At 69.6% G+C, this 24,025-nt stretch carries 25 protein-coding genes; 17 read left to right on the top strand and 8 right to left on the bottom strand.

From position 1 onward, the window contains the following. The first annotated feature begins 185 nt into the window (after positions 1-185). Together prfB and DAERI_RS20935 are read left to right on the top strand one after the other, a co-directional pair. A protein-coding gene (gene prfB, locus DAERI_RS20930) for a peptide chain release factor 2 (RefSeq protein WP_103131390.1) occupies positions 186-1,281 on the top strand; the annotation gives its coding sequence in 2 pieces (ribosomal slippage) (positions 186-230 and positions 232-1,281; 1,095 coding nt in all). Positions 1,282-1,454: 173 nt separating this feature from the next. Then, the gene (locus DAERI_RS20935) at positions 1,455-2,429 is read left to right on the top strand and encodes a serine/threonine-protein kinase (RefSeq protein WP_103131391.1); all 975 of its coding nucleotides are present in this window, start codon (positions 1,455-1,457) and stop codon (positions 2,427-2,429) included. Here the strand turns inward: DAERI_RS20935 and DAERI_RS20940 are convergent. Further along, the gene (locus DAERI_RS20940) at positions 2,407-3,357 is read right to left on the bottom strand and encodes a GNAT family N-acetyltransferase (protein ID WP_103131392.1); all 951 of its coding nucleotides are present in this window, start codon (positions 3,355-3,357) and stop codon (positions 2,407-2,409) included. The two genes, DAERI_RS20935 and DAERI_RS20940, sit on opposite strands and share 23 nt — an antisense overlap. Then, a complete protein-coding gene (locus tag DAERI_RS20945) occupies positions 3,354-3,860 on the bottom strand; it encodes a DinB family protein (RefSeq protein ID WP_103131393.1) in 507 nt (168 codons plus the stop codon). Before DAERI_RS20945 ends, DAERI_RS20940 begins: the two co-directional genes overlap by 4 nt. Positions 3,861-4,001: 141 nt before the next feature. Here DAERI_RS20945 and rpsF point away from each other — a divergent pair, with 141 nt between their 5' ends. The 8 genes from rpsF to rny all read left to right on the top strand — a co-directional run bounded on the left by rpsF (position 4,002) and on the right by rny (position 11,169). Then, positions 4,002-4,310 (top strand): 30S ribosomal protein S6, encoded by a 309-nt coding sequence (rpsF, locus tag DAERI_RS20950; RefSeq protein WP_103131394.1) that lies wholly within the window; start codon positions 4,002-4,004, stop codon positions 4,308-4,310. 118 nt (positions 4,311-4,428) lie between these two features. Next, entirely contained in the window at positions 4,429-5,343 is a 915-nt protein-coding gene (locus DAERI_RS20955; protein ID WP_103131395.1) for a single-stranded DNA-binding protein, read from the top strand. A 21-nt stretch (positions 5,344-5,364) separates the two neighbouring features. Continuing rightward, a complete protein-coding gene (gene rpsR / locus DAERI_RS20960) occupies positions 5,365-5,640 on the top strand; it encodes a 30S ribosomal protein S18 (protein ID WP_103131396.1) in 276 nt (91 codons plus the stop codon). 12 nt (positions 5,641-5,652) lie between these two features. Continuing rightward, positions 5,653-6,093: a 50S ribosomal protein L9 gene (rplI, locus tag DAERI_RS20965; RefSeq protein ID WP_103131397.1), complete on the top strand. Its 441-nt coding sequence runs from the start codon at positions 5,653-5,655 to the stop codon at positions 6,091-6,093. A gap of 96 nt (positions 6,094-6,189) precedes the next feature. Further along, on the top strand, positions 6,190-6,804 hold the full coding sequence (locus tag DAERI_RS20970) for a histidine phosphatase family protein (protein ID WP_103131398.1): 615 nt from the start codon (positions 6,190-6,192) through the stop codon (positions 6,802-6,804). A 174-nt stretch (positions 6,805-6,978) separates the two neighbouring features. Then, on the top strand, positions 6,979-7,650 hold the full coding sequence (locus tag DAERI_RS20975) for a dienelactone hydrolase family protein (RefSeq protein WP_165794322.1): 672 nt from the start codon (positions 6,979-6,981) through the stop codon (positions 7,648-7,650). Between the two features lie 71 nt (positions 7,651-7,721). Next, complete coding sequence (locus DAERI_RS20980) at positions 7,722-9,278, top strand: AMP-binding protein (protein ID WP_103131400.1); 1,557 nt, start codon at positions 7,722-7,724, stop codon at positions 9,276-9,278. Between the two features lie 202 nt (positions 9,279-9,480). Continuing rightward, a complete protein-coding gene (gene rny / locus DAERI_RS20985; protein WP_103131401.1) occupies positions 9,481-11,169 on the top strand; it encodes a ribonuclease Y in 1,689 nt (562 codons plus the stop codon). A 237-nt stretch (positions 11,170-11,406) separates the two neighbouring features. Here rny and DAERI_RS20990 read toward each other — a convergent pair whose 3' ends face one another. Next, positions 11,407-12,582: a baeRF10 domain-containing protein gene (locus tag DAERI_RS20990; protein ID WP_103131402.1), complete on the bottom strand. Its 1,176-nt coding sequence runs from the start codon at positions 12,580-12,582 to the stop codon at positions 11,407-11,409. Positions 12,583-12,806: 224 nt separating this feature from the next. On the opposite strand from DAERI_RS20990, the gene DAERI_RS20995 reads away from it, so the two are divergent. Then, positions 12,807-13,667: a sulfurtransferase gene (locus DAERI_RS20995; protein WP_103131403.1), complete on the top strand. Its 861-nt coding sequence runs from the start codon at positions 12,807-12,809 to the stop codon at positions 13,665-13,667. A gap of 9 nt (positions 13,668-13,676) precedes the next feature. Here the strand turns inward: DAERI_RS20995 and DAERI_RS21000 are convergent, their stop codons facing one another. Then, a complete protein-coding gene (locus DAERI_RS21000) occupies positions 13,677-14,174 on the bottom strand; it encodes a thioredoxin-like domain-containing protein (RefSeq protein WP_103131404.1) in 498 nt (165 codons plus the stop codon). Between the two features lie 70 nt (positions 14,175-14,244). Here DAERI_RS21000 and DAERI_RS21005 point away from each other — a divergent pair, with 70 nt between their 5' ends. Continuing rightward, the gene (locus DAERI_RS21005) at positions 14,245-14,826 is read left to right on the top strand and encodes a 3'-5' exonuclease (RefSeq protein ID WP_103131405.1); all 582 of its coding nucleotides are present in this window, start codon (positions 14,245-14,247) and stop codon (positions 14,824-14,826) included. Between the two features lies 1 nt (position 14,827). Here the strand turns inward: DAERI_RS21005 and DAERI_RS21010 are convergent, their stop codons facing one another. Then, the gene (locus tag DAERI_RS21010; RefSeq protein ID WP_103131406.1) at positions 14,828-16,285 is read right to left on the bottom strand and encodes an MBL fold metallo-hydrolase RNA specificity domain-containing protein; all 1,458 of its coding nucleotides are present in this window, start codon (positions 16,283-16,285) and stop codon (positions 14,828-14,830) included. An 89-nt stretch (positions 16,286-16,374) separates the two neighbouring features. Between DAERI_RS21010 and DAERI_RS21015 the strand changes: the two genes are divergently transcribed. Further along, positions 16,375-16,881: a universal stress protein gene (locus DAERI_RS21015; RefSeq protein ID WP_103131426.1), complete on the top strand. Its 507-nt coding sequence runs from the start codon at positions 16,375-16,377 to the stop codon at positions 16,879-16,881. Beyond that, positions 16,878-17,792: an L-lactate dehydrogenase gene (locus tag DAERI_RS21020; protein WP_103131407.1), complete on the top strand. Its 915-nt coding sequence runs from the start codon at positions 16,878-16,880 to the stop codon at positions 17,790-17,792. Before DAERI_RS21015 ends, DAERI_RS21020 begins: the two co-directional genes overlap by 4 nt. Before the next feature lie 284 nt (positions 17,793-18,076). Here DAERI_RS21020 and DAERI_RS21025 read toward each other — a convergent pair whose 3' ends face one another. The 3 genes from DAERI_RS21025 to DAERI_RS21035 are packed head-to-tail and all read right to left on the bottom strand — an operon-like array spanning position 18,077 to position 20,700. After that, positions 18,077-19,180 (bottom strand): LptA/OstA family protein, encoded by a 1,104-nt coding sequence (locus DAERI_RS21025; RefSeq protein ID WP_103131408.1) that lies wholly within the window; start codon positions 19,178-19,180, stop codon positions 18,077-18,079. 9 nt (positions 19,181-19,189) lie between these two features. Then, entirely contained in the window at positions 19,190-20,080 is an 891-nt protein-coding gene (locus DAERI_RS21030; protein WP_103131409.1) for an LptA/OstA family protein, read from the bottom strand. Beyond that, complete coding sequence (locus tag DAERI_RS21035; RefSeq protein WP_103131410.1) at positions 20,077-20,700, bottom strand: hypothetical protein; 624 nt, start codon at positions 20,698-20,700, stop codon at positions 20,077-20,079. The genes DAERI_RS21030 and DAERI_RS21035 overlap by 4 nt, the downstream gene beginning before the upstream one ends. A 119-nt stretch (positions 20,701-20,819) precedes the next feature. Here DAERI_RS21035 and DAERI_RS21040 point away from each other — a divergent pair, with 119 nt between their 5' ends. The 3 genes from DAERI_RS21040 (at position 20,820) to DAERI_RS21050 (ending at position 24,020) form a co-directional block, all read left to right on the top strand. Beyond that, positions 20,820-21,581 carry a TatD family hydrolase gene (locus DAERI_RS21040; RefSeq protein WP_103131411.1) on the top strand — a complete coding sequence of 254 codons (762 nt, stop codon included), beginning with the start codon at positions 20,820-20,822 and terminating at the stop codon, positions 21,579-21,581. A gap of 88 nt (positions 21,582-21,669) precedes the next feature. Then, positions 21,670-22,863 (top strand): CaiB/BaiF CoA transferase family protein, encoded by a 1,194-nt coding sequence (locus tag DAERI_RS21045; RefSeq protein ID WP_103131412.1) that lies wholly within the window; start codon positions 21,670-21,672, stop codon positions 22,861-22,863. Further along, positions 22,860-24,020, top strand: a complete 1,161-nt coding sequence (locus DAERI_RS21050) for an acyl-CoA dehydrogenase family protein (protein WP_103131413.1) — start codon at positions 22,860-22,862, stop codon at positions 24,018-24,020. The genes DAERI_RS21045 and DAERI_RS21050 overlap by 4 nt, the downstream gene beginning before the upstream one ends. The last annotated feature ends 5 nt before the right edge of the window (positions 24,021-24,025 follow it).

The raw sequence follows: 24,025 nt of genomic DNA on the forward strand, positions 1-24,025 counted from the left end.
GGCCGAAATGCTTTCCGAAGTCTTGGGAAAGGCGGGCAAGACGGCCCGCTCCTGGGAAGAACCCCCCCGCCCCGCGCGGACTTCGTGGTCTCAACCCGGGTGGAGTGCGGCGGCTCACCTATACTCCTGAGCGGCATAAGCCCGCGCCCCGCCCAACGGGACTGCGCGGAAGGGAGGCACGCCCCATGCAGGAATTGCTGGAAAAACTGGCGTCGCTCCGGGAGTACCTTTGACATTCCCGGCAAGACGCGAAGGCTGAACGAACTGGACCGCGAACTCAGCGATCCCGAACTCTGGAACAACTCGGGCCGCGCCCGGCAGGTCACGCAGGAGGCCGGGAACCTGCGCCGCATCGTGGACGGGTACAGGACGCTGCAATCGGATGCGGACGGCTTAAGCGAGATGCTGGACATCGCCAGCGACGAGGAGCGCGAGCTGCTCGCCGAGGAGCAAGCGTCCATTCAGGCCCGGGTGGACGACCTGTACCGCGAGACGCTCTTTACCATGAAGCACGCCGACGTGCCCGCCATCGTGCGGGTCAAGAGCGGGGCGGGCGGCACCGAGTCGCAGGACTGGGCGGGGATGCTCTCCCGGATGTACATGCGCTGGGCCGAGCGGCACGGGTACAAGGTGGACCTGATCGACGAGCAGCCCGGCGAGCAGGCGGGGGTGGTGAATGCCGAGTTCATCATCCGGGGTGAAAAGGCCTACGGGATGCTGGCGCCCGAACACGGCGTCCACCGACTCGTGCGCGTCTCGCCCTTCGACGCCAACAACCGCCGCCATACCTCCTTCGCATCGGTGGATGTGGTGCCGGAGGTGCCGGAGGAGGAAATCAACATCCACATCCCCGACTCCGACCTGCGGCGCGACGTGTTCCGCTCGCAGGGGGCGGGGGGACAGGGCGTGAACACCACCGACTCGGCCGTGCGCCTGACGCACATCCCCACTGGGATCGCCGTGGCCTCACAGCAGACGCGCTCGCAGATCAAGAACCACGAGATCGCCCTCCAGATCCTCAAGCAGCGCCTCTACGACATCGAGATGCGGAGGCGCGAGGAGGAGGAGGCCAAGGCGCGCGGCGAGCAGAAGAGGATCGAGTGGGGCTCGCAGATTCGCTCCTATGTCCTCGACAAGCAGTACGTCAAGGACCACCGCACGGGCCTGATGAAGCACAACCCCGACGACGTGCTGGACGGCGATCTCGACGACCTGATGTGGGCCGGCCTGGAATGGCTGGCAGGCAAACGCGCCGCCGAGGACGCGGGGGACGAGGAGTAACCGCGGGAGGGCCGAATGGGGGGAGTCCAGGGGGACCCTCCTCTTTTTTGCGCTCCAGGTGAGCCTCCGACAGGTTTACGTGACAATTCCGCCTTTACAGTGGCGGTGGCTGACGCCCCCCTACCCGCCTCCCGCAAGGGGCGGCACGTCCTCCCTTTTTCCCTATGGCTCCCATGACTGCTGACCGCTCCATCCCCGGTTACAAACTCCTCCACCTGCTGGGGCGAGGCCACACCTCGCTCGTGCATCTCGCGCAGGACGCGCGGGGGCAGCAGGTCGCCCTGAAAATCCCGCTGGAGGAGACGCTGCGCGCGCAGGAGGCCGCCGAGCGGTTCGGCAACGAGGTCCGGCTAACCCTCCAGTTCCGTCACCCCCATGTGGTGCAGGGGTACGCGGGCACCCCTTTCGGCCCGAAGGCCTTCGTGGCCGTGCGCTACTACCCCGAGGGCACCCTCTGCGACCTGCTGGCGGCCCGGGCGGGCGAGCGGCTGCCGCTGGAAGAAGCCCTGCGGCTGCTGGCGGACGTGGCCTCGGGGCTCACCTACCTGCACCGCCTGGGCGCCGTCCACCAGGACGTGAAGACGCAGAACGTGTACGTGGACGGCGGCCGCGCCGCGCTGGGGGACCTGGGCAGCGCGTACCTGACGGCGCAGGGGGGGCAGTCCAGCGGGAGCCCCTACTACATGGCCCCCGAAATCTACCGGGGCGAGAGCAGCAGCGCCGCCAGCGACGTGTACAGCCTCGGGGTGCTGGCCTATGAACTCCTCGGCGGTCAGCGGCCCCACCAGGGCGACACCTACGAGGACCTCATGGCCGCGCACCTGACGCGCTTCGCCCCGCCCCTGCTGCGCCTCAACCCTGCCGTGCCGCGCGTGGTCGCCCGGCTGGTGGAACTCGCCCTCGCCAAGCGCCCGCAGGACCGGCCCAAGGCGGACGCCCTGCGGCGCACGTTCCTGGCCGTACTGGGAGAAGTGCCCGAGGACGAGGGACCCGAGGAGGATGCCTGCCCCGGGGGAGCGGCCCCCGCACCCAGGCAGGTGGGCCGCCACGGGCAGTCGGCGCCAGCCCCATGTTCCCCCGAGACTTCCCCCACCGGGGAAAAGGTCGGCTCCCGCTGGAATCCCTTCAGGCGCCGGAAGTCGTCCTGAGCGGCAGGTGCAGCTCGTAGCGTCCGGGCCGGGGCTCGAATCCCAGGCGGCGGTTCACGGCGAGCATGGGCGCGTTGGAGCTGTGGTTGTTCGTCCGCATGACGGTCAGCCCGGCCTCCCGCGCCCGGCGGATCGCGTGCAGCTTGAGGGGCAGCGCGAGGCCGCGCCCGCGTGCCCGCGGGTGGGTCGCGGTGAGTTCGTTGTAGGCCAGGTCCCGGTGCTGGACCATCGCCGTTGTGCCCAGCCACTCCCCGTCCGGTCCCGCGGCGAGGATGAGCCAGTCGGGGCGCGGGTCATGGTCGAGGTGCAGAATCCCGCGCACCTGGCCCAGGGACCACCGCGGAAGGCCGGCCAGGTCGGGCGTCTCGGTCAACCGGTCCGCGGCGAAGTTCAGGTAACGCTCGAGTGTCGCCCCGTCTGCCCCGCTCAGGTCCGTGAAGGTCACGCCCTGCGCCTCTGCCCGCGCGAGGGCGTCCAGGTGCGGCGTCTCGTCGAAGGTGGCGAGGTCAAGTTCCGAGGCGAAGCGGTGCGCGTGTTCGTGAAAGCCCCGGCGTTCGGCCCAGGCCCGGCTGGGGGCGTCCGTATCATCCACATCGGCGACGAGGCCAGAGGCGCCCGCTTCCCGAACAGTCTGCTCCACGCCCTCCCACAGGGCCCGGCCTACACCCCAGCCCCGCGCCTCCGGCAGAACGAAGAGGCGGGCGTGCAGAAACCCCGGCGGGTCGAAGGGAAAGAAGTGCAGCAGAGCCCCGCCCCACACCTCTCCAGCCTCCTGCGCCACCCAGCGGCGGCTGAAGTGCGTGGGGTCTCGGCGGGCGTCCTCGGCCCGCACGCCTTCGGCGGTGAGGGGATGACCCGTGACGGCCGTGACCAGGGCGGCCCAGGCCGGTGCGTCCTCATCCCGGTAGGGGCGAATCCGGGGCGTCATGCCGCGCCCTCCACCGCCTTCACCATCTGCCGAATCGCCCCCAGGTGGTAGGCGACGTGGGCCACCCCGCCCGTCAGTCCGCCCGTCGCGTCACCGTTGGCGGGAAGATCAGCCCGAGTGCGGGCAAACGCCACCAGTTCCTCGTAGGCCCGACGGACCCGCGCCCGCACCGCCTGCCATTCTTCCCCGCTCACCTGCGCGGGCTGGAAACTGCCCTTCCAGTCGAAGGGGCCCCGGTCGCCGTCGCGTTCCCAGCGCACGATGACCTCCATGTGGAAGGCGGTATGCGCCGCGTGTCCGGCAATCGTCGAGCCGTTTACGTCCCGGCTGGCCTGCTCGGCGCTCAGCGCCTCCAGGGTGGCGAGCAGGCCGTGATTGCCGCTGCCATCGGCCCCCGTGCCGTCCAGAAAAGCGGTCCCCTGGCCGGGCGTGCCCCCCTCCACCGCCTCTTTCAGGATGTCGAGGATGCCCTCTAACCAGTTTTGTTCCACCTGTTCGGTCATGCCCCAGCGTACCGGGCGGAACGGCCCTCCCCAATCGTCCGGCTGGCTCTGGCAACGGGGCCTCTCCTCTGCTAGAGTCTCCAGTTGCGCCGCCCGGCGAGGCACGACCCTGCCTGAGCGCGGCAGAAAGAGAGGTGAATCATGAACCAGTACGACCTGAACCTGATCCTGAACCCCAACCTGAGCGCCGAGCAGCTCCAGATCGAGAAGGACTACATCGACACGACGCTGCGCAACGCCGGGGCCGAGGTGACCAACCTGGACGATGTGGGCAACCGCCGCCTGGCGTACGCCGTCGGCAAGGACCGCGAGGGCTACTACCTGATGTACACCATCCGGGCCGGGGGCAACCCCGAGAAGGACATCGCGGCGACCCTGAGGTTGCGCGACAACGTGCGCCGCATCCTGGTGGTCAAGGACCGCCCGGAGTGGAAGACCAAGAAGGCCTGAGCCGTTATGCCGTTGACGTAACGATTGTGCCCTGTTATTCTTTGGTCAACCCGCAAGGGCCACACGCCAGCAACGCCAAAGCCCCAGTTATTTCGCCAGCAACAAAGGAGACCCAGTTATGGCCCGAGGCATGAACCACGTTTACCTGATCGGCGCCCTCGCCCGCGATCCCGAACTCCGTTACACGCCCAGCGGCGTGGCCGTCTTCGAGGCCACTGTTGCGGGTGAAGACCACCTGATCGGGAACGACGGCCGCGAGCGCAAGCTCCCCTGGTACCACCGCGTCTCCATCCTGGGCAAACCCGCCGAGTGGCAGGCCGAGAAGGGCCTGAAGTCCGGCGACCCCGTGATGGTGGAAGGCAGCCTGGATTACAGCCAGTGGGAAGCGCCCGAGGGCGGCAAGCGCAGCATGGTCAAGGTGAAGGCGCTGCGCATCGAGCAGCTCGGCTACACCCCTGACCTCGTGCAGGACGCCGGAGGCGGCGTTCGCATGGGCAGCGGCATGAACGAAGTGATCGTCATCGGGAACGTGACCCGCGACCCCGAACTGCGCTACACCCCCGCCGGAGACGCCGTGCTCGGGCTCGGCCTGGCCGTGAACGAGACCTGGAACGACCGCGCTGGGCAGAAGCAGGAAAAGACGCACTGGATCGACGTGACGCTGTGGCGCGACCTCGCCGAGAGCATGAAGGACCTGAAGAAGGGCGATCCCGTCCTGGTGCAGGGCCGACTGGTGAACGAGGCGTGGACCGACCGTGACGGCAACAAGCGCAACAGCACCAAAGTAGAGGCGGCGCGAGTCGAAGCCCTGTCCCGAGGCGCGGGCATGACCGGCAGTCCCGCAGCCACCCCCGCCGGACCTCGCACGCAGACCGCGAGAGTCGAGGCGCGCCCCCAGCAGAGCGGCGGTTACGGCGCCAGCCGTGCCCAGGCGCCTGCGCGGGCGGCGACCACGGGGACCCGTTCGGGCGGCTTGGATATTGATCAAGGTCTCGACGATTTCCCGCCGGAAGAAGAAGACCTGCCCTTTTAAAGCAGGTCCTGAGGAACCCACATGACGCAGAGCAGCAATGCGGAGCGCAAGCCCCGCGGCAAGGGGCCCAAGCGCCCCCGCAAGCCGAAGGTCGATCCGTTCTCCATCGGGGAACTGGAGATCACCGACTACAAAGACGTGAAGATGCTTCGCCGGTTCGTTTCGGACACCGGCAAGATCCTCCCCCGCCGCCGCACCGGCCTCTCGGCCAAGCACCAGCGCCGTATCTCGCAGACGATCAAGATCGCCCGCCAGCTCGCGCTGCTGCCCTACACCGAGAAGCTGGTCCGCAAGTAAGGAGACTGGGCCATGCAAGTGATCCTTCTTGAACCCGGTCGCCTGGGCCAGACCGGCGACGTGGTAACCGTCAAGCCCGGCTACGCCCGCAACTTCCTGATTCCGCGCGGCATGGCGACCCCCGCCAACGCCGCCAACATGAAGACCCTGGAGGCCCAGCTCCGCGCCCGCAAGAAGCAGCAGGAGCGGGAGAAGGCCCAGGCCGAGGACCTCGCCAGCCGCCTGAACGGCGTGGCCGTGGAACTCAGCGTCCGCGCGGGCGAGGGCAAGATTTACGGCGCCGTGACCCACGCCGACGTGGCGGGCGCGCTTGACCGCCTCGGCTTCGACGTGGACCGCCGCCGAATCGAGATGCCGAAGACCGTCAAGGAAATCGGCGAGTACGACATCGCCTACCGCGCGCATCCGGAAGTCACCATTCCGATGAAGCTCGTGGTTCACGCGCAGAAGTAAGACGGCGCAGCAAGGAAGGCCCCGGCGAACGCTGGGGCTTTTTGCGTGGGGAGGGGGAGCCACGGTGGCGAAGCGGGCAGGTGCTTACCCTGGGTCATGCGTCGCGCTTTTGCCGCCCTGCTCCTGCTCTTCCCGCCATCCGCCCTCGCGCAGTCGGGCTCCGTTCCAGAGGGCCTGACGCCCGCCCTGCTCGCCCAGCTCCGGGCGGGAGGGCTGGTGCTGTACTTCCGCCACTTCGATACGGAGGGGGCCGACGCCCCCCGGGTGGACCTGCGCGACTGCGCCACCCAGCGGAACCTGAGCGAACAGGGCCGCGCGAACGCCCGCGAGGTCGGGCAACTTCTGCGGGAGCTGCGTGTCCCCGTCGGCACCGTGCTGAGCGGCGAGTATTGCCGCAACCGGAACAGCGCCACGCTGCTTGCCGGACGGGTGACGCCCACCCCCGCCCTGAACAACCCCTACTTCCGCACGGGAACGGAGGCGGACCGGCAGCGGGTGATCGCCAACCTTCGCGCCCTGCTCAGGACGCCACCCCGCGCGGGCACGAACACGGTCATTGTCACGCACGAGCAGAACCTGCGCCTGACGACGGGCTGGATGCTGGCGGAGGGGGAGGCGGCGGTGTTGAAACCCGCTGCGGACGGCAGCTTTACCGTCCTGGCAAGGATCAGGCCGGAGGACTGGAAGGCGGCGCTGAAGCTCGGACGCTGACCCTCACGCCGTGCCCTGAGCCCCCCGACTTTGCGCGCCCGCTGACAGCCTCCAGCCCTGCCGCCGGGTACGGTGGGGCCGGAGGTTTCCCATGCTCAAGCACACGCTGACGCTGGCCGCCCTCGCCCTTTCCTCCCTCGCGCTCGGTCAGGCGGTGAAGGGATCGGTCAGGCGGTGAAGGGAACTGACGTGACCGTGACGAGTGGTGGGAGGGCCTACAAGAGCTATCTCGCCGCGCCCGCCTCGGCCACGCGCAAGCCCGCCGTCATCCTGCTGCACTCCTTCCGGGGGCTGGAGCAGGGCTACCGCGACCTGGTGGACGAGATGGCGGCGGCGGGCTTCGTGACGCTCGCGCTGGGCTGGCAAACCTTCGAGCAGGAGCCCAGCGACGTGACGGTGAAGACGCTCGTGGAGGACGGCCTGAAGTACCTCGCGGCGCGCAACGACGTGAACATCAATGCCGTCGGCCTGACAGGTTTCTGCGCGGGTGGGCGCTACACCATGCTGCTGCTCCCGCAGATGAAGGGGTTCAAGGCGGGCGTGGCGTGGTACGGCTTCCCGGATCAGGGCGGGACGGCGGCCAAACCGCAGGCTCCGAGTGCCTTTATCAACCAATTGACGGCGCTCATGCTGATCATCCACGGGACGCGGGATCAGCCCAGCCCCATCGCCACCATCTACGCCTACGCGGGAAAGCTGGACGCCGCGAACAAGAAGTTCAAGCTCAGCGTGTATCAGGGCGAGCCCCACAGTTTTCTGCTTCAGAACAGCCGGATTGCCGACACCTTCGCCAGCCGCGACGCCCGGCGCGACATGTTGAACTACTTCCGCGAGTACCTGCGCTGAGAGTGGGGCCTCCCGGTCATTCAGGGCTACAGTAGGGGCACCAATTCCCAGTTCTTCCCGGAGGTGCCCCCATGAAGACGCCCCTCACCCCGCTTGACCTCGTCCGGCGCGGCCTCAAAACTTACCCGCAGCGGACCGCCGTGACCCAGCCGGGCGGCCCCTCCTTCACCTACCGCGAGTGGGGCGAGCGCATCTACCGCCTGGCGCGGGCGCTGGGGGAGGCAGTTCCCCCGGGCTCGCGGGCAGCGGTCCTGTCCCCGAATACCCACCACGGCCTCCTGACCTACGCGGGGGTGCCGTGGTCGGGCCGCGTCCTCGTACCCCTGAACACCCGCCTCACCCCGCCTGAATATGCCTTCCAACTCCGGCACGCGCGGGTCTCCCTCGTCCTGGCCGATGCCACGCTGGCCCCCAAGGTGGAGGAGACCTGCCGCGAGCTGGGCATTCCCCTCTGGGTGCTGGGCGAGGGGAGCGACTTCGAGGATCGCCTGGGCGAGCAGGACCCCTCTCCCCTGCCCTACGCAGTCGCCGATGAGGACGACACCATCACGATTAACTACACCTCGGGCACGACGAGCAGCCCCAAGGGCGTCATGCTCACGCACCGGAACACGATGCTCAACGCGGTCGAGACGATCTATAACTTCCGGTTCGATCAGGACAGTGTGTACCTGCACACCCTCCCCGACTTCCACGCGAACGGGTGGGGCGGGGTGTGGAGCCCCTTCGGCGTGGGGGCGACGCACGTGACCTTGCCCGTCCTGCGCGGCGACACGATTCACGACGCCATTCACGCGTTCGGGGTGACGCACCTCGCCGCCGCGCCGACCGTGCTGAGCATGATCACCGACCCCGCCACCGCCCGAACCACACCCCGCCGAGTGCGCGTGGCGACGGCGGGCAGCCCTCCCCACGCCCGGACCATCGCCGATATGGACGCCCTGGGCTTCGACGTGCTTCAGGTCTATGGCCTGACGGAGACCAGCCCGCTCATCACGGTGGCCGAACTCTCGGAGGCCGAGCGGGCGCTGCCCACACCCCAGCGCGCCGCCCTGACCGCCAAGCAGGGCTTCGAGATGCTGCTCGCCGGGGAGGTGGAGGTCATGACGCCCGAGCTGACCCCCATCCCCCACGACGGGCAGACCCTCGGCGAGATCATGGTGCGCGGCAATCTCGTGATGAAGGGCTACCTCGACAACCCGGAGGCGACGGCCAAGGCGTTCGAGGGCGGCTGGTTCCACACGGGGGATGTGGCGGTTGTCCACCCCGACGGGCGCATCGAGATTCGGGACCGCAACAAGGACGTGATCATCTCGGGCGGCGAGAACATCAGCTCGGTCGAGGTGGAGGGCGTGCTGTACGCGCACCCCGCCGTGCGCGAGGCCGTGGTCGTTTCCCGCCCCGACGAGCGGTGGGGGGAGGTGCCCTGCGCTTTTATCGCCCTGCACGCGGGGCGGGCGGCGAGCCCCGAAGACCTCGACGCGCATGTGCGCCAGCAGCTCGCCGGGTACAAGGCGCCCAAGCACTACGTGTTCCGCGACGAGTTGCCCAAGACGGCGAGCGGCAAGTTCCAGAAGTTCCTGTTGCGCCGGGAACTGTGGGAGGGGCGGGAACGGGCGGTGAACTAGGGGAGAACTTTCAGAGCGCCGCCTGAGTCATGGCGGCGCTCTCCCTTTCCCCACCCGCCCCCGGTTCCCCCCGGGGTGCCGCGCTAGACTGTCGGGGAGTGTTCGCACTCGTACCACAACCACTTTTTCTGACACTTCTCGGGGCGTGCCCATGAGCCGCGCTGATGGACACCCCCACATTCGACCGAAAGGAAGGGCCAACATGACCATCTTGACCGTCATTCTGGCGCTCCTGGGGGGGTTGGCGGGCGGGTTCCTCACCGGGCAGTCGCGGGGACGGCAACAGAGGGCCGCCCTCGACGACCGGCTCCAGCAGGAGGCCCGCGCCGAGGCGGAACGTATCCGGGCCGGGGCGGAGCAGGACGCCCGGGTGATCCGTGAGCAGGCCGACCAGCGCCTTCAGGACGCCAACCGCCGCCTTCAGGAGGCCGACGAGCGCGAGCGGCAGAGCGCCCGGGGCCTGGAGGCGCAGCGCGAGCAGCTCCAGGCCCTGCGTGCCCAGGTGGAGGCCGAGCGCACCCGCGCCGCCCAGGACGCCGCCCGCGAGCGCGAGACCCTGAGCGCCGACCGCCAGGAGACCCGCCGCGAGCGCGAGGAACTCAAGCGCGAGATCGAGCGCCTCAACCGCCGCGCTGAGCAGCTCGACGCCCGCGGCGACAAGCTCGACGCCCTGGAGGAGCGGCTGGAGGGGCAACTGCGCGCCCTCGCCGGGCAGGAGGCCGACCTCGCGGAGCGGTCCCGGCAGATCGACCTGAGGCTGTACGAGGTCGCCGGGCTGACCCCCGAGGCGGCCCGGCAGCAGATCCTGGGCCAACTCGACGCCGAGCTGGAGGAGGAAAAGGCCATCCGGGTCAAGGCGATGACCGAGCGCGCGACCGCCGAGGCGCGGCGCACCGCCCGCAACGTCATCGCCCAGGCCATCCAGCGCAGCGCCTCGGAGACGAGCGCGCAGCTCAGCGTGTCTGTCGTCCCCATCCCCAACGACGCGATGAAGGGCCGCCTGATCGGGCGCGAGGGGCGCAACATCCGGGCCTTCGAGGCCCTGACGGGGGTGGACCTCATCATCGACGACACGCCGGAAGCCGTCATCCTGTCGAGCTTCAATCCGGTGCGGCGGGAGGTCGCGCGGCACGTTCTGGAGGCCCTGGTGGCTGACGGGCGCATCCACCCCACCCGCATTGAGGAGATGGTCCACAAGGCCCAGGACGAGATGAAGGCCTTTATCCACGCCCAGGGCGAGGAGGCGGCCATCGAGGCGGGCGTGGTGGGCCTCAAGCCCGGCCTGGTGCAACTGCTGGGGCGGATGTACTTCCGCACGAGCTACGGGCAGAACGTCCTGAAGCACTCGGTCCAGGTCGCGCACCTGACCGGCATCATGGCCGATGAGCTGGGGCTGGACGCCGCCATGGCTCGCCGCGCCGGGCTGATGCACGACGTGGGCAAGAGCATCGACCGCGAGATCGAGGGCACCCACGTCGAGATCGGGATCAACCTCGCGCGGCGGTTCGGGGAGCCCCATGAGGTCATTGACGCCATCGCGCACCACCACGACCCGGAGAATGGGGAAACGCTCTACTCCGTGCTCGTGGCCGCCGCCGACGCGATCAGCGCGGCCCGGCCCGGTGCGCGGCGCGAGGAACTCGAAGCCTACGTGCGCCGTCTGGAGCAACTGGAGCAGATCGCGGTCGCCTTCCCCGGTGTGCAGCAGGCCTACGCGATCCAGGCTGGGCGCGAGGTGCGCGTGATTGTCCAGCCCGAGCAGGTCAGCGACGCGCAGGCGACCCTGCTGGCCCGCGAGATCGCCGGGCGGGTCGAGCAGGACATGGAGTACCCCGGCCAGGTGCAGGTCACGGTCGTGCGCGAGAGCCGCGCCGTGGAGGTCGCCCGGTAGGGGAAGAGACAGGGGAAGGGGCGACCACGCGGCGTGCGGGTCGCCCCAAGCTTTGATCTCCACTCTGTCCCACTTCTGGAAGCTGCGCTGATGGGGCGATGTCGCCGGGTGGGCGCCCCCTCACCCCTGGCTGCGCCAGGCCCTCTCCCACGGGGGGAGAGGGTCAACCAGGCTACGCACCAGAGCGTTGTCCTGGGTCGAGATCAAAGCCTGGGGTTACCCGTCTCTCCTTCGTGGTCAGTAGCGGGGCAACCCGGCCAAGCCGCCGAACTCCCTCACCAGACGGTTCGCGTAGTCGCCGTGCAGCCGCTTGACCTCCACCCCGTAGAGGTCGATGAAGTCGGGCAGCACCTCCTCCAGGGTCACGCGCTCCATCAGGCTGCCGTCGAGGGGGCTTTCGGTCACGTCCTTCTGCGCGGTGAAGTAGGGCACCTCGCGGTTGTGGCTGCGGTAGACGTGCATCTGCGAGCCGTCCTCGGGGATGACGAGCTGGTAGAGCCGTCCCTCTTGCACCATCTCCAGCACGCGCTCGACCTCCATCACGCCGTGCTCCTGGATGTCGTGCAGGACCTGCTCCTCCATCTTCTGGCGGTGTGCCTCGACGATGGGGGTGATCTTTTCCAGAATCTCGGCGGGGTTGGCCCAGCTCGTGCCGCCGACCACGTTCGTCTCGCCGATGACCTCGTAGGGGGCCTTGTCGGGAATCTCGGCCTTGAACTCGGCGACACGCTGCACCGTGCCGACGAGGATGAGCTGCTTGATATCGAGAACATCCAGCACCTGGCCGAGTTGCTGAACTTTCTGGTTGTAGAAGCGTTGCCGCGCCGCGTCCTCCCGCGCCTCGAACAGGTCGGTGCCGCTGTCGCTGCGCGGGCCGCTGCCGGGCTGACCCCGCCCCGCCCCGCCGGAACCGGGAGCGCCGGGGACATGCCGGGTGCCCGAAACGATGGTGTCCCAGCGGTCGCCGTCGTCCAGCCGGACGTTCTCCTCGCTGCTGACCTCCTGCAACTCGCCCTGGCGCAGCACGAAGAGGCGGGCCCATTCGTTGTCCACCGCCATCACTGCCACGGTCGGCATCATCGCCAGAATGCTGTCGAGCAGCGACTTCAGCGGGCGGCCATAGTGGAACCGCTCGGGGAGGTCCGCCTGGATCTCGTACCGCTCGAACAGATCCTCGCCCACGATGTAGAGCGAGCTCCGGCCGTGGTGGGTGCGCGCCACCTGGAGGTCGTCCAGGACTCGCCCCATCGGGGTGGGGGGCACACCCGCCTCCTGCATCTTCACCTTCACGCGGGTCTGGAGGCCGCTGCCGTGGTTGTCCGGCAGGTCGGGGTTGTCGTTGACGACGGCCATCAGCACCATCGCGTCTTCGGGCAGGCTCTGAATACGCCGGATATCAGCCTTGGAAATCATGGTCGCTCCTTTCGCCGCCCATTCTCGGAACGCCGCGCCCCGGGAAGTCGCCGGATTTGCTGAAGCCCAGTTCACACTCGCGCCCGCAGTCCGGGGATTGAGGTTGAGTTCAGCAAACCCGGCTGCAGACCCTGACTCCCCCCGCATCCCGCGCTAGAGTTCTTGACATCACCGCCCGGGAGGCGGCTTTTTTATGGCCCCTCGCCCCGGTGTAGCCTGCGGGCATGACCACCCCGGAATCCCCCCTCAAGGCCGCCGCCTGGCTGATCGAGCATCTGACCGACCCCCGGGTGCGCGTCCTCGACTGCCGCTACGCGCTGACCGACCCGCTGCTGGGGCGCATCGCCTACCTGGAAGGGCACGTGCCGGGGGCGATCTATGCCGACCTGGAGACGGACCTGAGCGGGCCGGTGCAGCCGGACGGGGCGGGGGGGCGACATCCCCTGCCCGACCCGGAGACCCTCGCGGCCTGGCTGGGGAGCGTTGGGGTCGGGAATGACAGCATTGTGGTCGCCTACGACGATCCGGGGACCGGGCAGGGCTTCTACGCCACACGCGCCTGGTGGCTGCTGCGCTGGCTGGGGCACCGGCGGGTCTACGTGCTGGACGGCGGCTGGCCCGCCTTTCTGGATGCCGGGGGTCAGCCGAGTACCGACGAGCCGAACCACCCGCCCACGACCCTCACCCCGGATGTGCGGTGGGAAATGGTTGCCACGGCGCAGGACGTGGGGAACCGGGATGCGGGGACGCTCCTGATCGACGCCCGCGCCCCCGCCCGCTACCGGGGAGAGGTGGAACCCCTCGACCGCAAGGCGGGGCATATCCCGGGGGCCGTGAACCGCGAGTGGGCCGGGGCGCTCGACGGGAGCGGGCGCTGGCGGGACGGGGAGGCCCAGGCCGAAAGACTTGGCGCGGGAGACGCCCCCACCATCACCTACTGCGGCAGCGGCGTGAGCGCCACCCCGAACCTGCTCGCGTGGGAACTCGCCGGGGTGCCCCTGGGACCCCAGAACCGCCTGTACGCCGGGTCGTGGAGCGACTGGGTGAGCGACGACAGGCGGCCCGTGGCGACGGGGGAGGAGTAGGCGCCCGTCCTACCGCGTCCCGCCGTACCCGCCGGAGCAGGACGCCCCACGCTCCGGTGCCGTCGGCCCCTGCTCGTACTTGTCGAGAAAGGCCTTGAGGCGCCCGTCGGTGGGGCTGTCCACGGCGAGCTGCGCGTTCCAGGCGCTGACCACGACCGGGGAGGGCAGGCCCTCGTAGGGGCTCAGCAGGGTGTAGGGCCGCCCGTCCACGAGCCCCTTGAGGGCCGCGACCCCCTGGGCGTCCAGGTCGGGGCGGTACGTGATCCACACCGCGCCGTGTTCCAGGCTGTGGACGGCGTACTCGTTGTACAGCGGCTTGTCGTACACCCCGCAGTTCTGCCAGATGGGGTTGTGGGGGCCGCCCGCCGGGGGCGTCTGGGCATACACCAGGGCGCCGCTGCGGTGGTCGCCACCCTGGTAGTCGAAGGTCTTCACGCCTTGCAGCCCCTTTTGCCCGCAGGCGGCGAGCGAGAGGGGCAGGAGGGCGAGGAGGAGGATTCTGGTCATCAGGCTCCAGGGTAAAGGCCGGGCGTGAAAAACGTGTCCCGTTCGCTCACCGGACGTGGGAGGCTGACGCATGGCCCCCGCCCACCTCGCCGCCCTGAATCAGCCCATCATCTTCGTGGACACCGAGACGGGCGGGCGTGACCCGGCCCGGCACCCGCTCCTGACGGTCGGGCTGGTGACCCTGACACCCGGGGGGGAGGTCACCCGCCCCCTGCACCTGCGGGTGCAGCACGAGCAGTACGACGTGGACGAGGAGGCGATGGCGGTGAACGGCATAGACCTGAAGGCGCACCACGCGGAAGCCAGGCCTGCGGGGGCGGTCGCGGACGCCGTGCGGACCTACGCGGGCGAGGTCGGGCGGGTGATGCTGGGCGGGCACAACCTGCACTTCGACACGGGCTTTCTGCGGACGCTCCTGCCGGACCTGGGGAAGGTGTTTCGGCGCGGGCGGGTGGACACCAAGCTCACCGCCCAGTTCCTGATCCACGCCGGGCACCTGCCGAGGAAGTTGGGGACCGCCCTCGACCAACTCGCCGGGCATTTCGGGTTCGAGTACCGGGCGCACGACGCGCTGGAGGACGCCACCGTGACGGCCCGGGTGTACGCGGAGTTGCTGCGTCTGGCGGCGCCCGGTGAGGCCGAGTCCTCCTGACCTACTCGCCCCCCACGCTGTCCCGGGCGTCGCGCCCGCCTGTGGGCAGGCCAGGTGGCCGCCCTCCCGGAAAGCTCGTATTCAGCAGGTCCACCTCCTGATGATCGGGCATCAGGGTCCCCGTCAACCCGCGCGAGGCCAGCACGGGCAGGAAGGCCTCCATCACCTCCGGCTCACCGTGGACGAGCCACACGCGGGGACTCCCGGTGGTCGAGAGAAAGGCCAGCAGGTCATCCTGATCCGCGTGGGCGGAGAAGCCGCCGATGGTGTGGACCTGTGCCCGCACCACCACCTCTTCCCCCATGAGGCGGACGGTCTCGGCCCCGGCCACGATGCGGCCCCCCAGGCTGCCGGGCGACTGGTAGCTCACGATGACGAGGCTGGTGCTCGGCTTCCACAGGTGGTGTTTGAGGTGATGCTGAATGCGCCCGCCCGTCATCATGCCGTTCCCGGCCAGGATGATCGCCGGGCCGTCGTAGCGGTTCAGGCGCTGCGACTCGCCGCTCGTGAGGACCACGTGCAGGGTCGAGGGCCAGAAGGGGTCCTCCCCTCTCCCCAGGGCCTCGCGGATGGGCACAATGAGTTCGTCACCGTACTCGAAATACTCGGAGGTGGCGCGGGCGGCCATCGGCGAGTCGAGGAAGATGGGGATGCGCGGCACCTCGCCGGAGTCCATCAGGTTTTTCAGCGTGTACAGGATCATCTGCGCCCGCTCGATGGCGAAGGTGGGGATCAGGATTTTGCCGCCCGCCCGGATGCTCTGGCGCAGCGCGTCCCCGAACTCGGCCAGGGTGGCGGGCAGGGAGCGGTGGGTGCGGTTGGCGTAGGTCGTCTCGATCACCACGGCGTCGGCGGGGGGCGGCGGCGCGAAGTCGAGTTGCAGGCCACTCTCACGGTTGCCCAGGTCGCCGGACATGATCAGGCGCTCCCCGCCTTGCTCGATCAGCAGGTACGCGCTCCCCAGGATGTGCCCGGCGCGGAACGGCGTGACCCGAAGCGGCCCTACTCTGGCCGCCTCGCCGAAGCGCAGGGACGGGCGCAGCAGGGCGAGGGTGCGGTGAACATCGTCCTCGTCGTACAGCGGCTCCTGGACCTCCGCCTCGCGGCCTGTCCGCCGGGCCTTCCGCAGGGCCTGGCGAAAACCCTCCACCTGGAGGCGGGCGGAGTCGAGGAGCACCGTCTCGGCGAGGGCCGCCGTCGGCGCGGTGCAGTAGACCGGTCCCCGGTAGCCCTGCCTCACGAGGAGCGGGAGCCGCCCCACGTGGTCGAGGTGCGCGTGCGTCAGGATCACCGCCGCCAGGTCCGGGGGATCAAAGGGGAAAGGCTCACGGTTGCGGGCCTCCAGGTCCTCGCCCCCCTGGAACATGCCGCAGTCGATCAGGACGGACCCGCGCGGGGTGGTGAGCAGGTGGGCACTTCCGGTCACCGTGAGCGCCGCTCCCAGACTCTGAAGGTGCATAGGGCAGTGTGACGCCCAGGAACGGCCCCGGGCTTTACCCGCCCTTCAGAAAGTGGGCGGACCCGGTGGGGTGGGTGTACGTTCGGCGCATGACCGATCCCCTGATCTTCACGACCTCCACCGACGCCGACGAGCCCGGGTCAGGCGGGCCGGGCCGTTCCTTCAGCCGCATCGTGGTGGGGACCGACTTCTCGCCCGCCGCCGACCATGCCCTGGGGGTGGCCCGGACCCGCTTCCCGGGGGCGAGCCTGCGCCTGGTCCATGTGACGGACGCGCGCGCGGTCGCCACCCCCGATCTGGGGGGCGGCGTGACTCCCACCATTCCCAACCCGGCCCTGCTCCAGACGCTGGAGGACGCCGACGGCGACCGGCTCGCCCGCCTGGCCCGGGAGGGCGAGGAGACGGAGCTGATGGTGGGCGACCCGGTCACGGGCCTCCTGGACGCGGCGCGGCGGTGGGAGGCGGATCTGATCGTGGTCGGCACGCACTCGCGGGGTGCCCTCGAACACTTCCTGCTGGGCAGCACCGCCGAGAAGCTGGTGGGCCGCAGCCCGGTGCCGGTCCTCACCGTGCGGCTGCCGGGGGGACGGCGGTGAAGGTCGGCGTGGTCGGCGCGGGGCTGGTGGGGGCCACGGCGGCCTACGCCCTGACCCTGCGCGGCTCGTGCAGCGACCTCGTGCTGGTGGACAAGGACGGGGGCCGCGCCCAGGCCGAGGCACAGGACATCGCCCACGCCGCCCCCGTCAGCCACGGCACCCGGGTGAGCAGCGGCGACTACGCCTCGCTGGCGGGCTGCCGAGTCCTTGTGGTCGCCGCCGGGGCGAACCAGAAGCCGGGCGAGAGCCGCCTGGACCTGCTGGACAAGAACGCGGCCATCTTCAGGGAAGTGATCCCCTCGGTTGCGGAACACGCCCCGGAGGCCGTGCTGGTGATCGCCACCAATCCGGTCGACATCCTCACCGACCTCGCTACGCGCCTCGCGCCGGGACAGCCCGTGCTGGGTTCGGGCACGGTCCTCGATTCCGCCCGGTTCCGCCACCTGATCGCCGAGCGGGCGGGCGTGGACGCCACCCATGTCCACGGCTACGTTCTCGGCGAACACGGCGACAGCGAGGTCCTGGCCTGGAGCACCGCCACCGTCGCGGGCCTGCCGGTGGACGACTTCATGAAGGCGCGGGGCCGGGAATGGTCCGCCGCCATGCGGGACGAGATCGACCACGGGACCCGCGCCGCCGCCGCCGCCATCATCCAGGGCAAGCGCGCGACCTACTACGGTATCGGCGCGGCCCTGGCCCGCATCACCGAGGCCATTCTCGGCGACCGGCGCTCGGTCCTCACGGTCAGCGCCCCCACCGACGAGTACGGCGTGAGCCTGAGCCTGCCGCGCGTGGTCGGGGCCGGGGGCGTGGAGGACACCCTGATGCCCCCCCTGACGGGGGAGGAGCGCGCGGCCCTGGAGGCGAGCGCCGGGGTGCTGCGGGGGACGGATCGGCGGCTAGGGGAGTAGCGTCGGCGCCGGGAGAGGACTGTGAGAGACTTCGCCTGGGACAGCATGAAAAGCTCCTCCCCCTTGAGGGGGGAGGCTGGGAGGGGGTGAGCGAGCGCCACGTCCCAAGGCCAGCCCGAATGCCCAGGCCACTTGGAGGAGAAGCAAGTGGCGCTGGTCACACGCCCCCTCACCCCCGCCCTCTCCCACGAGGGGAGAGGGCAAAACACGTTCCCACCGCACTTTCTCTTGATGGGAGACGCGCCTCTCACCGAGCCAATAGGAGCGGCAGAAAAACCCCCGGCTCAGGAGCCGGAGGGATCGGGGTTCGGGTCTGGCGTGGGTTGATCGGGGGGCGTTTCCGGCGGAGCCGTGGGCGGTGTGGTCGTCTCCGGTGTCCCTGAGCTGGAGTCCCCCTGCTCCCCGTCCTGGAACTCACCCGTGATCGTGCCGCCGTCTGCCGCGCGGGCCACGACCTCGTTGCGGTCGAGGTCGTAGAGGAGTTCCTGGGCGCGCAGCACGTCGCCGCCCTGGGTGCTCTCGGCGGGCTGGTCTGGTGTGCCGATCAGTCGGGCGGTGTTCGCCTGGTCGTCGTACTCGACCCGCGCCGCCTTGCTGACCCGCCCCCCCTTGCTGTTCAGCACCACGTTGCCCACCAAAACCGTCTGCTCGGCGTCCACGTCCACCTCGATACTCTGACTGCTCCCCGTGAGGAGGCCGTCGTCGGAGGGGCGGGTGAAGGAGATCGGGCCGTCGATGCGGGCGATCCCGTCGGACTCGTCGTACACGAGCTTCTCGCCCTTGAGTTCGGTCTTGCCCTGGGTCACAAGTACGGTGTCGGGGGCGGGCTTGGGGATGGCCTCCACGGCGCAGCGGCTCAGGCGGTCGGTCTTGCCCTCCGGCACGTTCTCCAGAAAGCGGGCCGTCCCCGCACTCGCCTCCACGTGGCCGTCACCTCCCTCGCCGTTCTCGCCCTGCTGCTGGGTGACCAGGGCCAGCGGCACGCGGATCACGTTCTTGTCGATGGTGATGAGAACCCCGCCCGGTCCCGTCTCGCTGAAGACGGCCAGGCTGGGGGCGTCCTCCGGCTCGTCGTCCTGACGGCTACAGATCGTGAAGATGCCCGTCTCGTCGCTCGTGCCCGTCCGCACGATGCGGATGCGCCGCTCCTGCCCGTCGTCGCCCCGGCGGACGAGTTCCAGGCTGGCGTTCTCGGCCTCATTGCCCGCCGGGGGCGCGCCGTCCGTCGTCTGGGTCGTCTCTGGTTGCGCCGGGGTAGCCTGGGGAGCGGCATTGGGGGCGGGGGCCGGGGACGCGGTCGGTGCCGGGGTGGCCTCCTGCGCCAGCACCCAGGCGGGCAGGGTGGCCCCCACGAGGAGGGCCAGGGTCAGGGCCAGCGGGCGACGCACGATCCGAGTTTACTTCTCGCCGAGCACGTCGAACTGCTCGGTGGGGATCTTGAAGGGCGTGTTCAGGGCGCGCACGCGGGCGAGGTCGGTGCGCTGCTCCAGGGCGCCGCTGGCAGGGGCGCGGACCGTCACCTTCGTCTTGCTGTCCACGCTGACCGCGTTGCCGATCACGTACGCGACGTTCTTCTTGTCGTCGTAGTACACCGCGTTCCCGGTCGTCGTGAGGGTGCCCTGCACGAGTTTGACGTTGCCGCGCACGTACAGCGTCTTGTTGCCCGTCAGCGCCCGCACCTCCTGCCCGGTCATCACGAGTTCCTTCTGGTTGCCCTTCGCGGCGCGGGTCAGGCTGGGCGAGCCCGTGAGCTGCGCGAGTTCCTTGTCCTCGTCGAAGATCAGCCGGTCGGCCCGCCCGCTCTGGTTGCCGCTCTTCATCACGACGTTCCCGGTGCTGGTAGAGATGTTGTTGTCCACGTCCAGGCTCATTTCGGTCGCGCTGATGTTGACGGGATCGTTGTCCTTGTCGCGGGGCACAAAGGTCGCGCTGGGGCTCGCGCTCAGTACGCCCCGCCCGGTGGCCTCGCTGTAGGCGAGCTGCCCGCCCTTGGCCGTCAGGCCGCCGCGCGTCACCTGCACGTTCCCGTTGAAATTCGCCGTGCGTCTGCCCTTGGCGTTCGTGAGCGGTGTTCCGGCGGGCGCGGCGAGCGTGGCCTGCGAGGCCTGAATCTGGAGGGTGCTGACCGTCGCCTTGACCGGGCTGCCCGAGAAGGTGAGCGGCCCATTCCGCAGGTCGCCGCGCGGCGCCCCCTGGATATTGATGATGCGCTTCTCGGAAGTTGTCTGCGCGAGAACAGTCGTGGCGGCCAGGGCCGCGATCAGGGCGAGTCTTCTGGGGCTATTCATGTCCGGTCTCCTTGATTTTTCGGTGTGGCGACGGGCTTGTGAAGCACGCGCTTCCCGTTCTCGCACGTTTCGGTCCCGTCCAGATCCGAGCTGATATCGGACGGACCCGCATCCAGGATGACGAAGTCGAAGCTCATTTGAAGGTTGGGAATACGGCCTTTGAGCGAAGGGGCGTCAATGTCTGTCAGGGGAGCGCTGAAGCCTGTCCCCTGCTCAACCCGTACGGGCTGCTCGTCGTTGCCCCGCAGTTCGATGTCCGCACACTGCTGCACCAGCGTGATCTTCGCCTGACTCGTCATGAGGTTGTCCTGCGCGTCGATGGTCAGGTCCGGGGCGGCCAGCGTGGCATCCAGCACGGGTCGGCCCTGGCGGTCCTTCACCCAGCGCCCGCCGTTCGAGAGACCCGCGAGGTGCGTCTCCCCCTTCAGCGGATCGTTCGTCACGTCCGCCGCCTGGAACCGCCACACGGCCCCCGGGTCGCGGGACGGGTAGAGGGTGAGCGATACACCCCGCAGGGTGGCGCCGGTCTGCGGGCCGCCCAGATTCCGCCCGGGCAGCAGCGCGAACACCAGCGCGAAGATTCCCAGCGCGAGCAGCGCGTAGACCCCGGCTTTCAGCACGACGGCACTCTAGCGCCCCGGCCTCATGAGAGTGGTGGGCCGGGGCTGACTGGAGGTGAGGAGGGCCGGGGGGGCAGTGGCGCCCTTTCCCCCCACCCCGCACCGCGTACCCTCTCCCCATGATCGATACCCACTGCCACCTCGACTTCCTCGACGACCCGGCCTCGGCGCGGGGGGAACTCGGCCTGACGGGGATGGTCTGCATCGGCGCCAGTCCCGAGCACGCGCGCAACGCCGTGGCCCTCGCCGAGCGCTTCGGGGACGTGTGGGCGACCGTCGGCCTGCATCCCACCGATACGGACCAGGACAGCCCGGACGTGCGGACGGACCTGGAAGCCCTGGCCCTCCACCCCCGGGTGGTCGGCATAGGCGAGAGCGGGCTGGACGACTACTGGGACGACACGAAGAGGGAGGCGCAGCTCGCGGCGTTCGAGTGGCAGCTCGACCTCGCCCGGCGGGTGGGCAAGCCGCTCGTCATCCACGTGCGCGACAAGCCGGGGCAGGACTCGGCCCAGCGGGGCGTGATGGACGTGCTGTCCGCATGGCCGGATGTCCAGGTCATCCTCCACTGTTTCAGCGGGCATCCGGGCCTGCTCGCCTTCGGGATGGAGCGCGGCGCGTACTTCGGCTTCGCGGGCAATACGACCTACAAGAACGCGCGGGAGATTCAGGAGGCGGCGCGAACCGTCCCGCTCGACCGCCTGCTGGTGGAGACGGACGCGCCCTTCCTCGCCCCCGTGCCGAAGCGCGGCAAGCCCAACCGTCCCGGCTACGTGCGGCATACGCTGGAGTTCATCGCGGGGCTGCGCGGGCTGGATGCGGCCGAGCTGGAGCAGGCGACGGACGCGAACGCCCGGCGGGTGTACCGGCTGCCGGGGTGAGACTGGGCGGCGGGGCGTAGACTACGCGGGTCTGTACAGCTCGCCGAATCTTCCGGGAATTCCTCCCGTGTATCCCTTGTGAACTCCCATGACCCAGCCCCCCCTTCCCTCCGACCTTCCGCTTTCCGGCGTCCGCGTCATCGACTTCACCCGTGTGCTCACTGGCCCCTACTGCACGATGCTCCTCGGCGACCTGGGCGCCGACGTGATCAAGATCGAACCCCCGGGCGGGGACGACACCCGCGCCTGGGGGCCGCCGTACCAGCGGGCGGGGGAGGCGCGCGAGTCCACCTACTTCCTCAGCGTGAACCGCAACAAGCGCAGCGTGGTGCTGGACCTCAAGGAGGAACGGGACCTGCGGGCCGCGCGGGCGCTGATCTCCGGGGCGGACGTGCTCGTCGAGAACTACCGCCCCGGCACGCTGGGCCGCCTGGGTCTGGGCTGGGAGGCGCTGCACGCCGAGTTTCCCCGGCTGGTCTACGCGGCGATCAGCGGCTTCGGCCAGGAGGGGCCGTACCGCGACCGCGCCGGGTACGACGTGATCGCGCAGGGGATGGGCGGCCTGATGAGCTACAACGGCGAGGAGGGCCGCCCGCCCGTGCGGGTCGGCGTGGCCGTGGCGGACGTGTTCGCCGGGTCGCTGACCACCCAGGCGATCCTGGCGGCCCTCTTCCAACGGGAGCGGACCGGGGTGGGGCGCCGGGTGGACGTGAACCTCCTGGAGGGCATCATCTCGCTGGGCACGAGCCAGATCAGCCGCTACCTGAACGGGGGGCAGATTCCCGGGCCCCAGGGCAACGACCACCCCTCCATCGTGCCGTACGGGACCTTTCCCTGCGCGGACGGGATGGTGAACGTGGCGGCGGGGAACGACAGCCTGTGGCGCCGCTTCTGCGAGGCGCTGGAATTCGACTCGCTGGGCAGCAATCCCCAGTACGCGACGAACGAGGGCCGGGTCCACGCGCGCGAGGCCCTGAACGCGGAGATGTATCCGGCGCTGGGGCGCTACACCCGTGCCGAGATCATGCGGCGGCTGGACGCGGCGGGCGTCCCCTGCGGCCCCGTCAACAACGTGCGCGAGGTGTTCGAGGACCCCCACGTGAGGGATCAGGGGATCGCCGTCACCGTTCCCCACGCGGCTCTGGGCGAGACGACCGTGACCGCGCCACCCTGGAGCATGGACGGCCAGCGTCCAGCAGTGCGCCGCGCCCCGCCTACCCTGGGCCAGCACACGGACGAGGTGCTGGCGGAACTCGGCCTGACCCCCAAGGAGACCCTATGATCGACGAATTCGCCGTGTTCGACCTGCTGACCCCCGACGAGCGCCTCATCCGCGAGAGTGTGCGCTCGTTCTGTGACGCCGAACTCCTGCCCCACATCGCCGACTGGTGGGACAGCGGCGAGCTGCCTGTGAGGGACGTGATGCGCCAGTTCGGGGGGATGGGTTTGCTGGGCCCCACGACGCCGGAGGAATACGGCGGCGCGGGCACCTCCTACAGCGCGTACGGCGCGATGATGTACGAGCTGGAACGGGTGGACAGCGGCCTGCGGAGTGCCGCCAGCGTGCAGGGCAGCCTCGTCATGTTCCCGATCTACAGCTACGGGAGCGAGGAGCAGAAATGGAAGTACCTCCCCGGCCTCGCCTCCGGCGAACTGATCGGCTGCTTCGGCCTCACCGAGCCCGACGGCGGCTCCGACCCGGGGGCAATGCGGACCCGCGCCCGGCGTGACGGCAACGAGTACGTGCTCAACGGCAACAAGATGTGGATCACCAACTCCCCGGTCGCCGACTTCGCCGTGGTGTGGGCCAAGGACGAGGAGGGCGTGGTGCGCGGCTTTATCGTGCCGACCGACGCGCCCGGCTTCTCCGCCCCCAAGATCACCCGCAAGATGAGCCTGCGCGCCTCGGTGACCGGGGAGATCGTGCTGGAGGACTGCCGGATTCCGGCCGCGAACCTGCTGCCGGGCTCGGGGGGCCTCAAGTCCCCCCTCTCCTGCCTGACCTCGGCCCGCTTCGGGATCGCCTGGGGGGCGATGGGGGCGCTGGAGGCGATGCTGCGGGCGGCGCTCGACTACACCGGGAGCCGCACGACCTTCGGCAAGCCCATCGCGGGTCGGCAACTCGTGCAGGACAAGCTGGTCAGGATGGCGACCGACCATTCGACGGGGCTGCTGCTCGCGTGGCGGCTGGGGCAGTTGAAAGACGCGGGCCGGATGAACTACGCGCAGGTCAGCTACGCCAAGCGCAACAACGTGCGGGTGGCGCTGAACGGCGCCCGCCTCGCCCGGGAGATGCTGGGCGGCAACGGCATCACCACCGAGTACCCGGTGATCCGCCACATGCTCAACCTGGAGACGGTGGACACCTATGAGGGCACGCACGACATCCACACCCTGATCGTCGGGCGGCACCTGACGGGGGTGGGGGCACTGGAGTAGCCCCA

The organism is Deinococcus aerius, assembly GCF_002897375.1.
Lineage (GTDB): Bacteria > Deinococcota > Deinococci > Deinococcales > Deinococcaceae > Deinococcus > Deinococcus aerius.

Bases quoted from the DNA above. Each gene is read 5' to 3' on its own strand.
- DAERI_RS20935 (WP_103131391.1), top strand. From the start codon at position 1,455: ATGACTGCTGACCGCTCCATCCCCGGTTACAAACTCCTCCACCTGCTG.
- DAERI_RS20940 (WP_103131392.1), bottom strand. From the start codon at position 3,357: ATGACGCCCCGGATTCGCCCCTACCGGGATGAGGACGCACCGGCCTGG.
- DAERI_RS20945 (WP_103131393.1), bottom strand. From the start codon at position 3,860: ATGACCGAACAGGTGGAACAAAACTGGTTAGAGGGCATCCTCGACATC.
- rpsF (WP_103131394.1), top strand. From the start codon at position 4,002: ATGAACCAGTACGACCTGAACCTGATCCTGAACCCCAACCTGAGCGCC.
- DAERI_RS20955 (WP_103131395.1), top strand. From the start codon at position 4,429: ATGGCCCGAGGCATGAACCACGTTTACCTGATCGGCGCCCTCGCCCGC.
- rpsR (WP_103131396.1), top strand. From the start codon at position 5,365: ATGACGCAGAGCAGCAATGCGGAGCGCAAGCCCCGCGGCAAGGGGCCC.
- rplI (WP_103131397.1), top strand. From the start codon at position 5,653: ATGCAAGTGATCCTTCTTGAACCCGGTCGCCTGGGCCAGACCGGCGAC.
- DAERI_RS20970 (WP_103131398.1), top strand. From the start codon at position 6,190: ATGCGTCGCGCTTTTGCCGCCCTGCTCCTGCTCTTCCCGCCATCCGCC.
- DAERI_RS20980 (WP_103131400.1), top strand. From the start codon at position 7,722: ATGAAGACGCCCCTCACCCCGCTTGACCTCGTCCGGCGCGGCCTCAAA.
- rny (WP_103131401.1), top strand. From the start codon at position 9,481: ATGACCATCTTGACCGTCATTCTGGCGCTCCTGGGGGGGTTGGCGGGC.
- DAERI_RS20990 (WP_103131402.1), bottom strand. From the start codon at position 12,582: ATGATTTCCAAGGCTGATATCCGGCGTATTCAGAGCCTGCCCGAAGAC.
- DAERI_RS20995 (WP_103131403.1), top strand. From the start codon at position 12,807: ATGACCACCCCGGAATCCCCCCTCAAGGCCGCCGCCTGGCTGATCGAG.
- DAERI_RS21000 (WP_103131404.1), bottom strand. From the start codon at position 14,174: ATGACCAGAATCCTCCTCCTCGCCCTCCTGCCCCTCTCGCTCGCCGCC.
- DAERI_RS21005 (WP_103131405.1), top strand. From the start codon at position 14,245: ATGGCCCCCGCCCACCTCGCCGCCCTGAATCAGCCCATCATCTTCGTG.
- DAERI_RS21010 (WP_103131406.1), bottom strand. From the start codon at position 16,285: ATGCACCTTCAGAGTCTGGGAGCGGCGCTCACGGTGACCGGAAGTGCC.
- DAERI_RS21015 (WP_103131426.1), top strand. From the start codon at position 16,375: ATGACCGATCCCCTGATCTTCACGACCTCCACCGACGCCGACGAGCCC.
- DAERI_RS21030 (WP_103131409.1), bottom strand. From the start codon at position 20,080: ATGAATAGCCCCAGAAGACTCGCCCTGATCGCGGCCCTGGCCGCCACG.
- DAERI_RS21040 (WP_103131411.1), top strand. From the start codon at position 20,820: ATGATCGATACCCACTGCCACCTCGACTTCCTCGACGACCCGGCCTCG.
- DAERI_RS21045 (WP_103131412.1), top strand. From the start codon at position 21,670: ATGACCCAGCCCCCCCTTCCCTCCGACCTTCCGCTTTCCGGCGTCCGC.
- DAERI_RS21050 (WP_103131413.1), top strand. From the start codon at position 22,860: ATGATCGACGAATTCGCCGTGTTCGACCTGCTGACCCCCGACGAGCGC.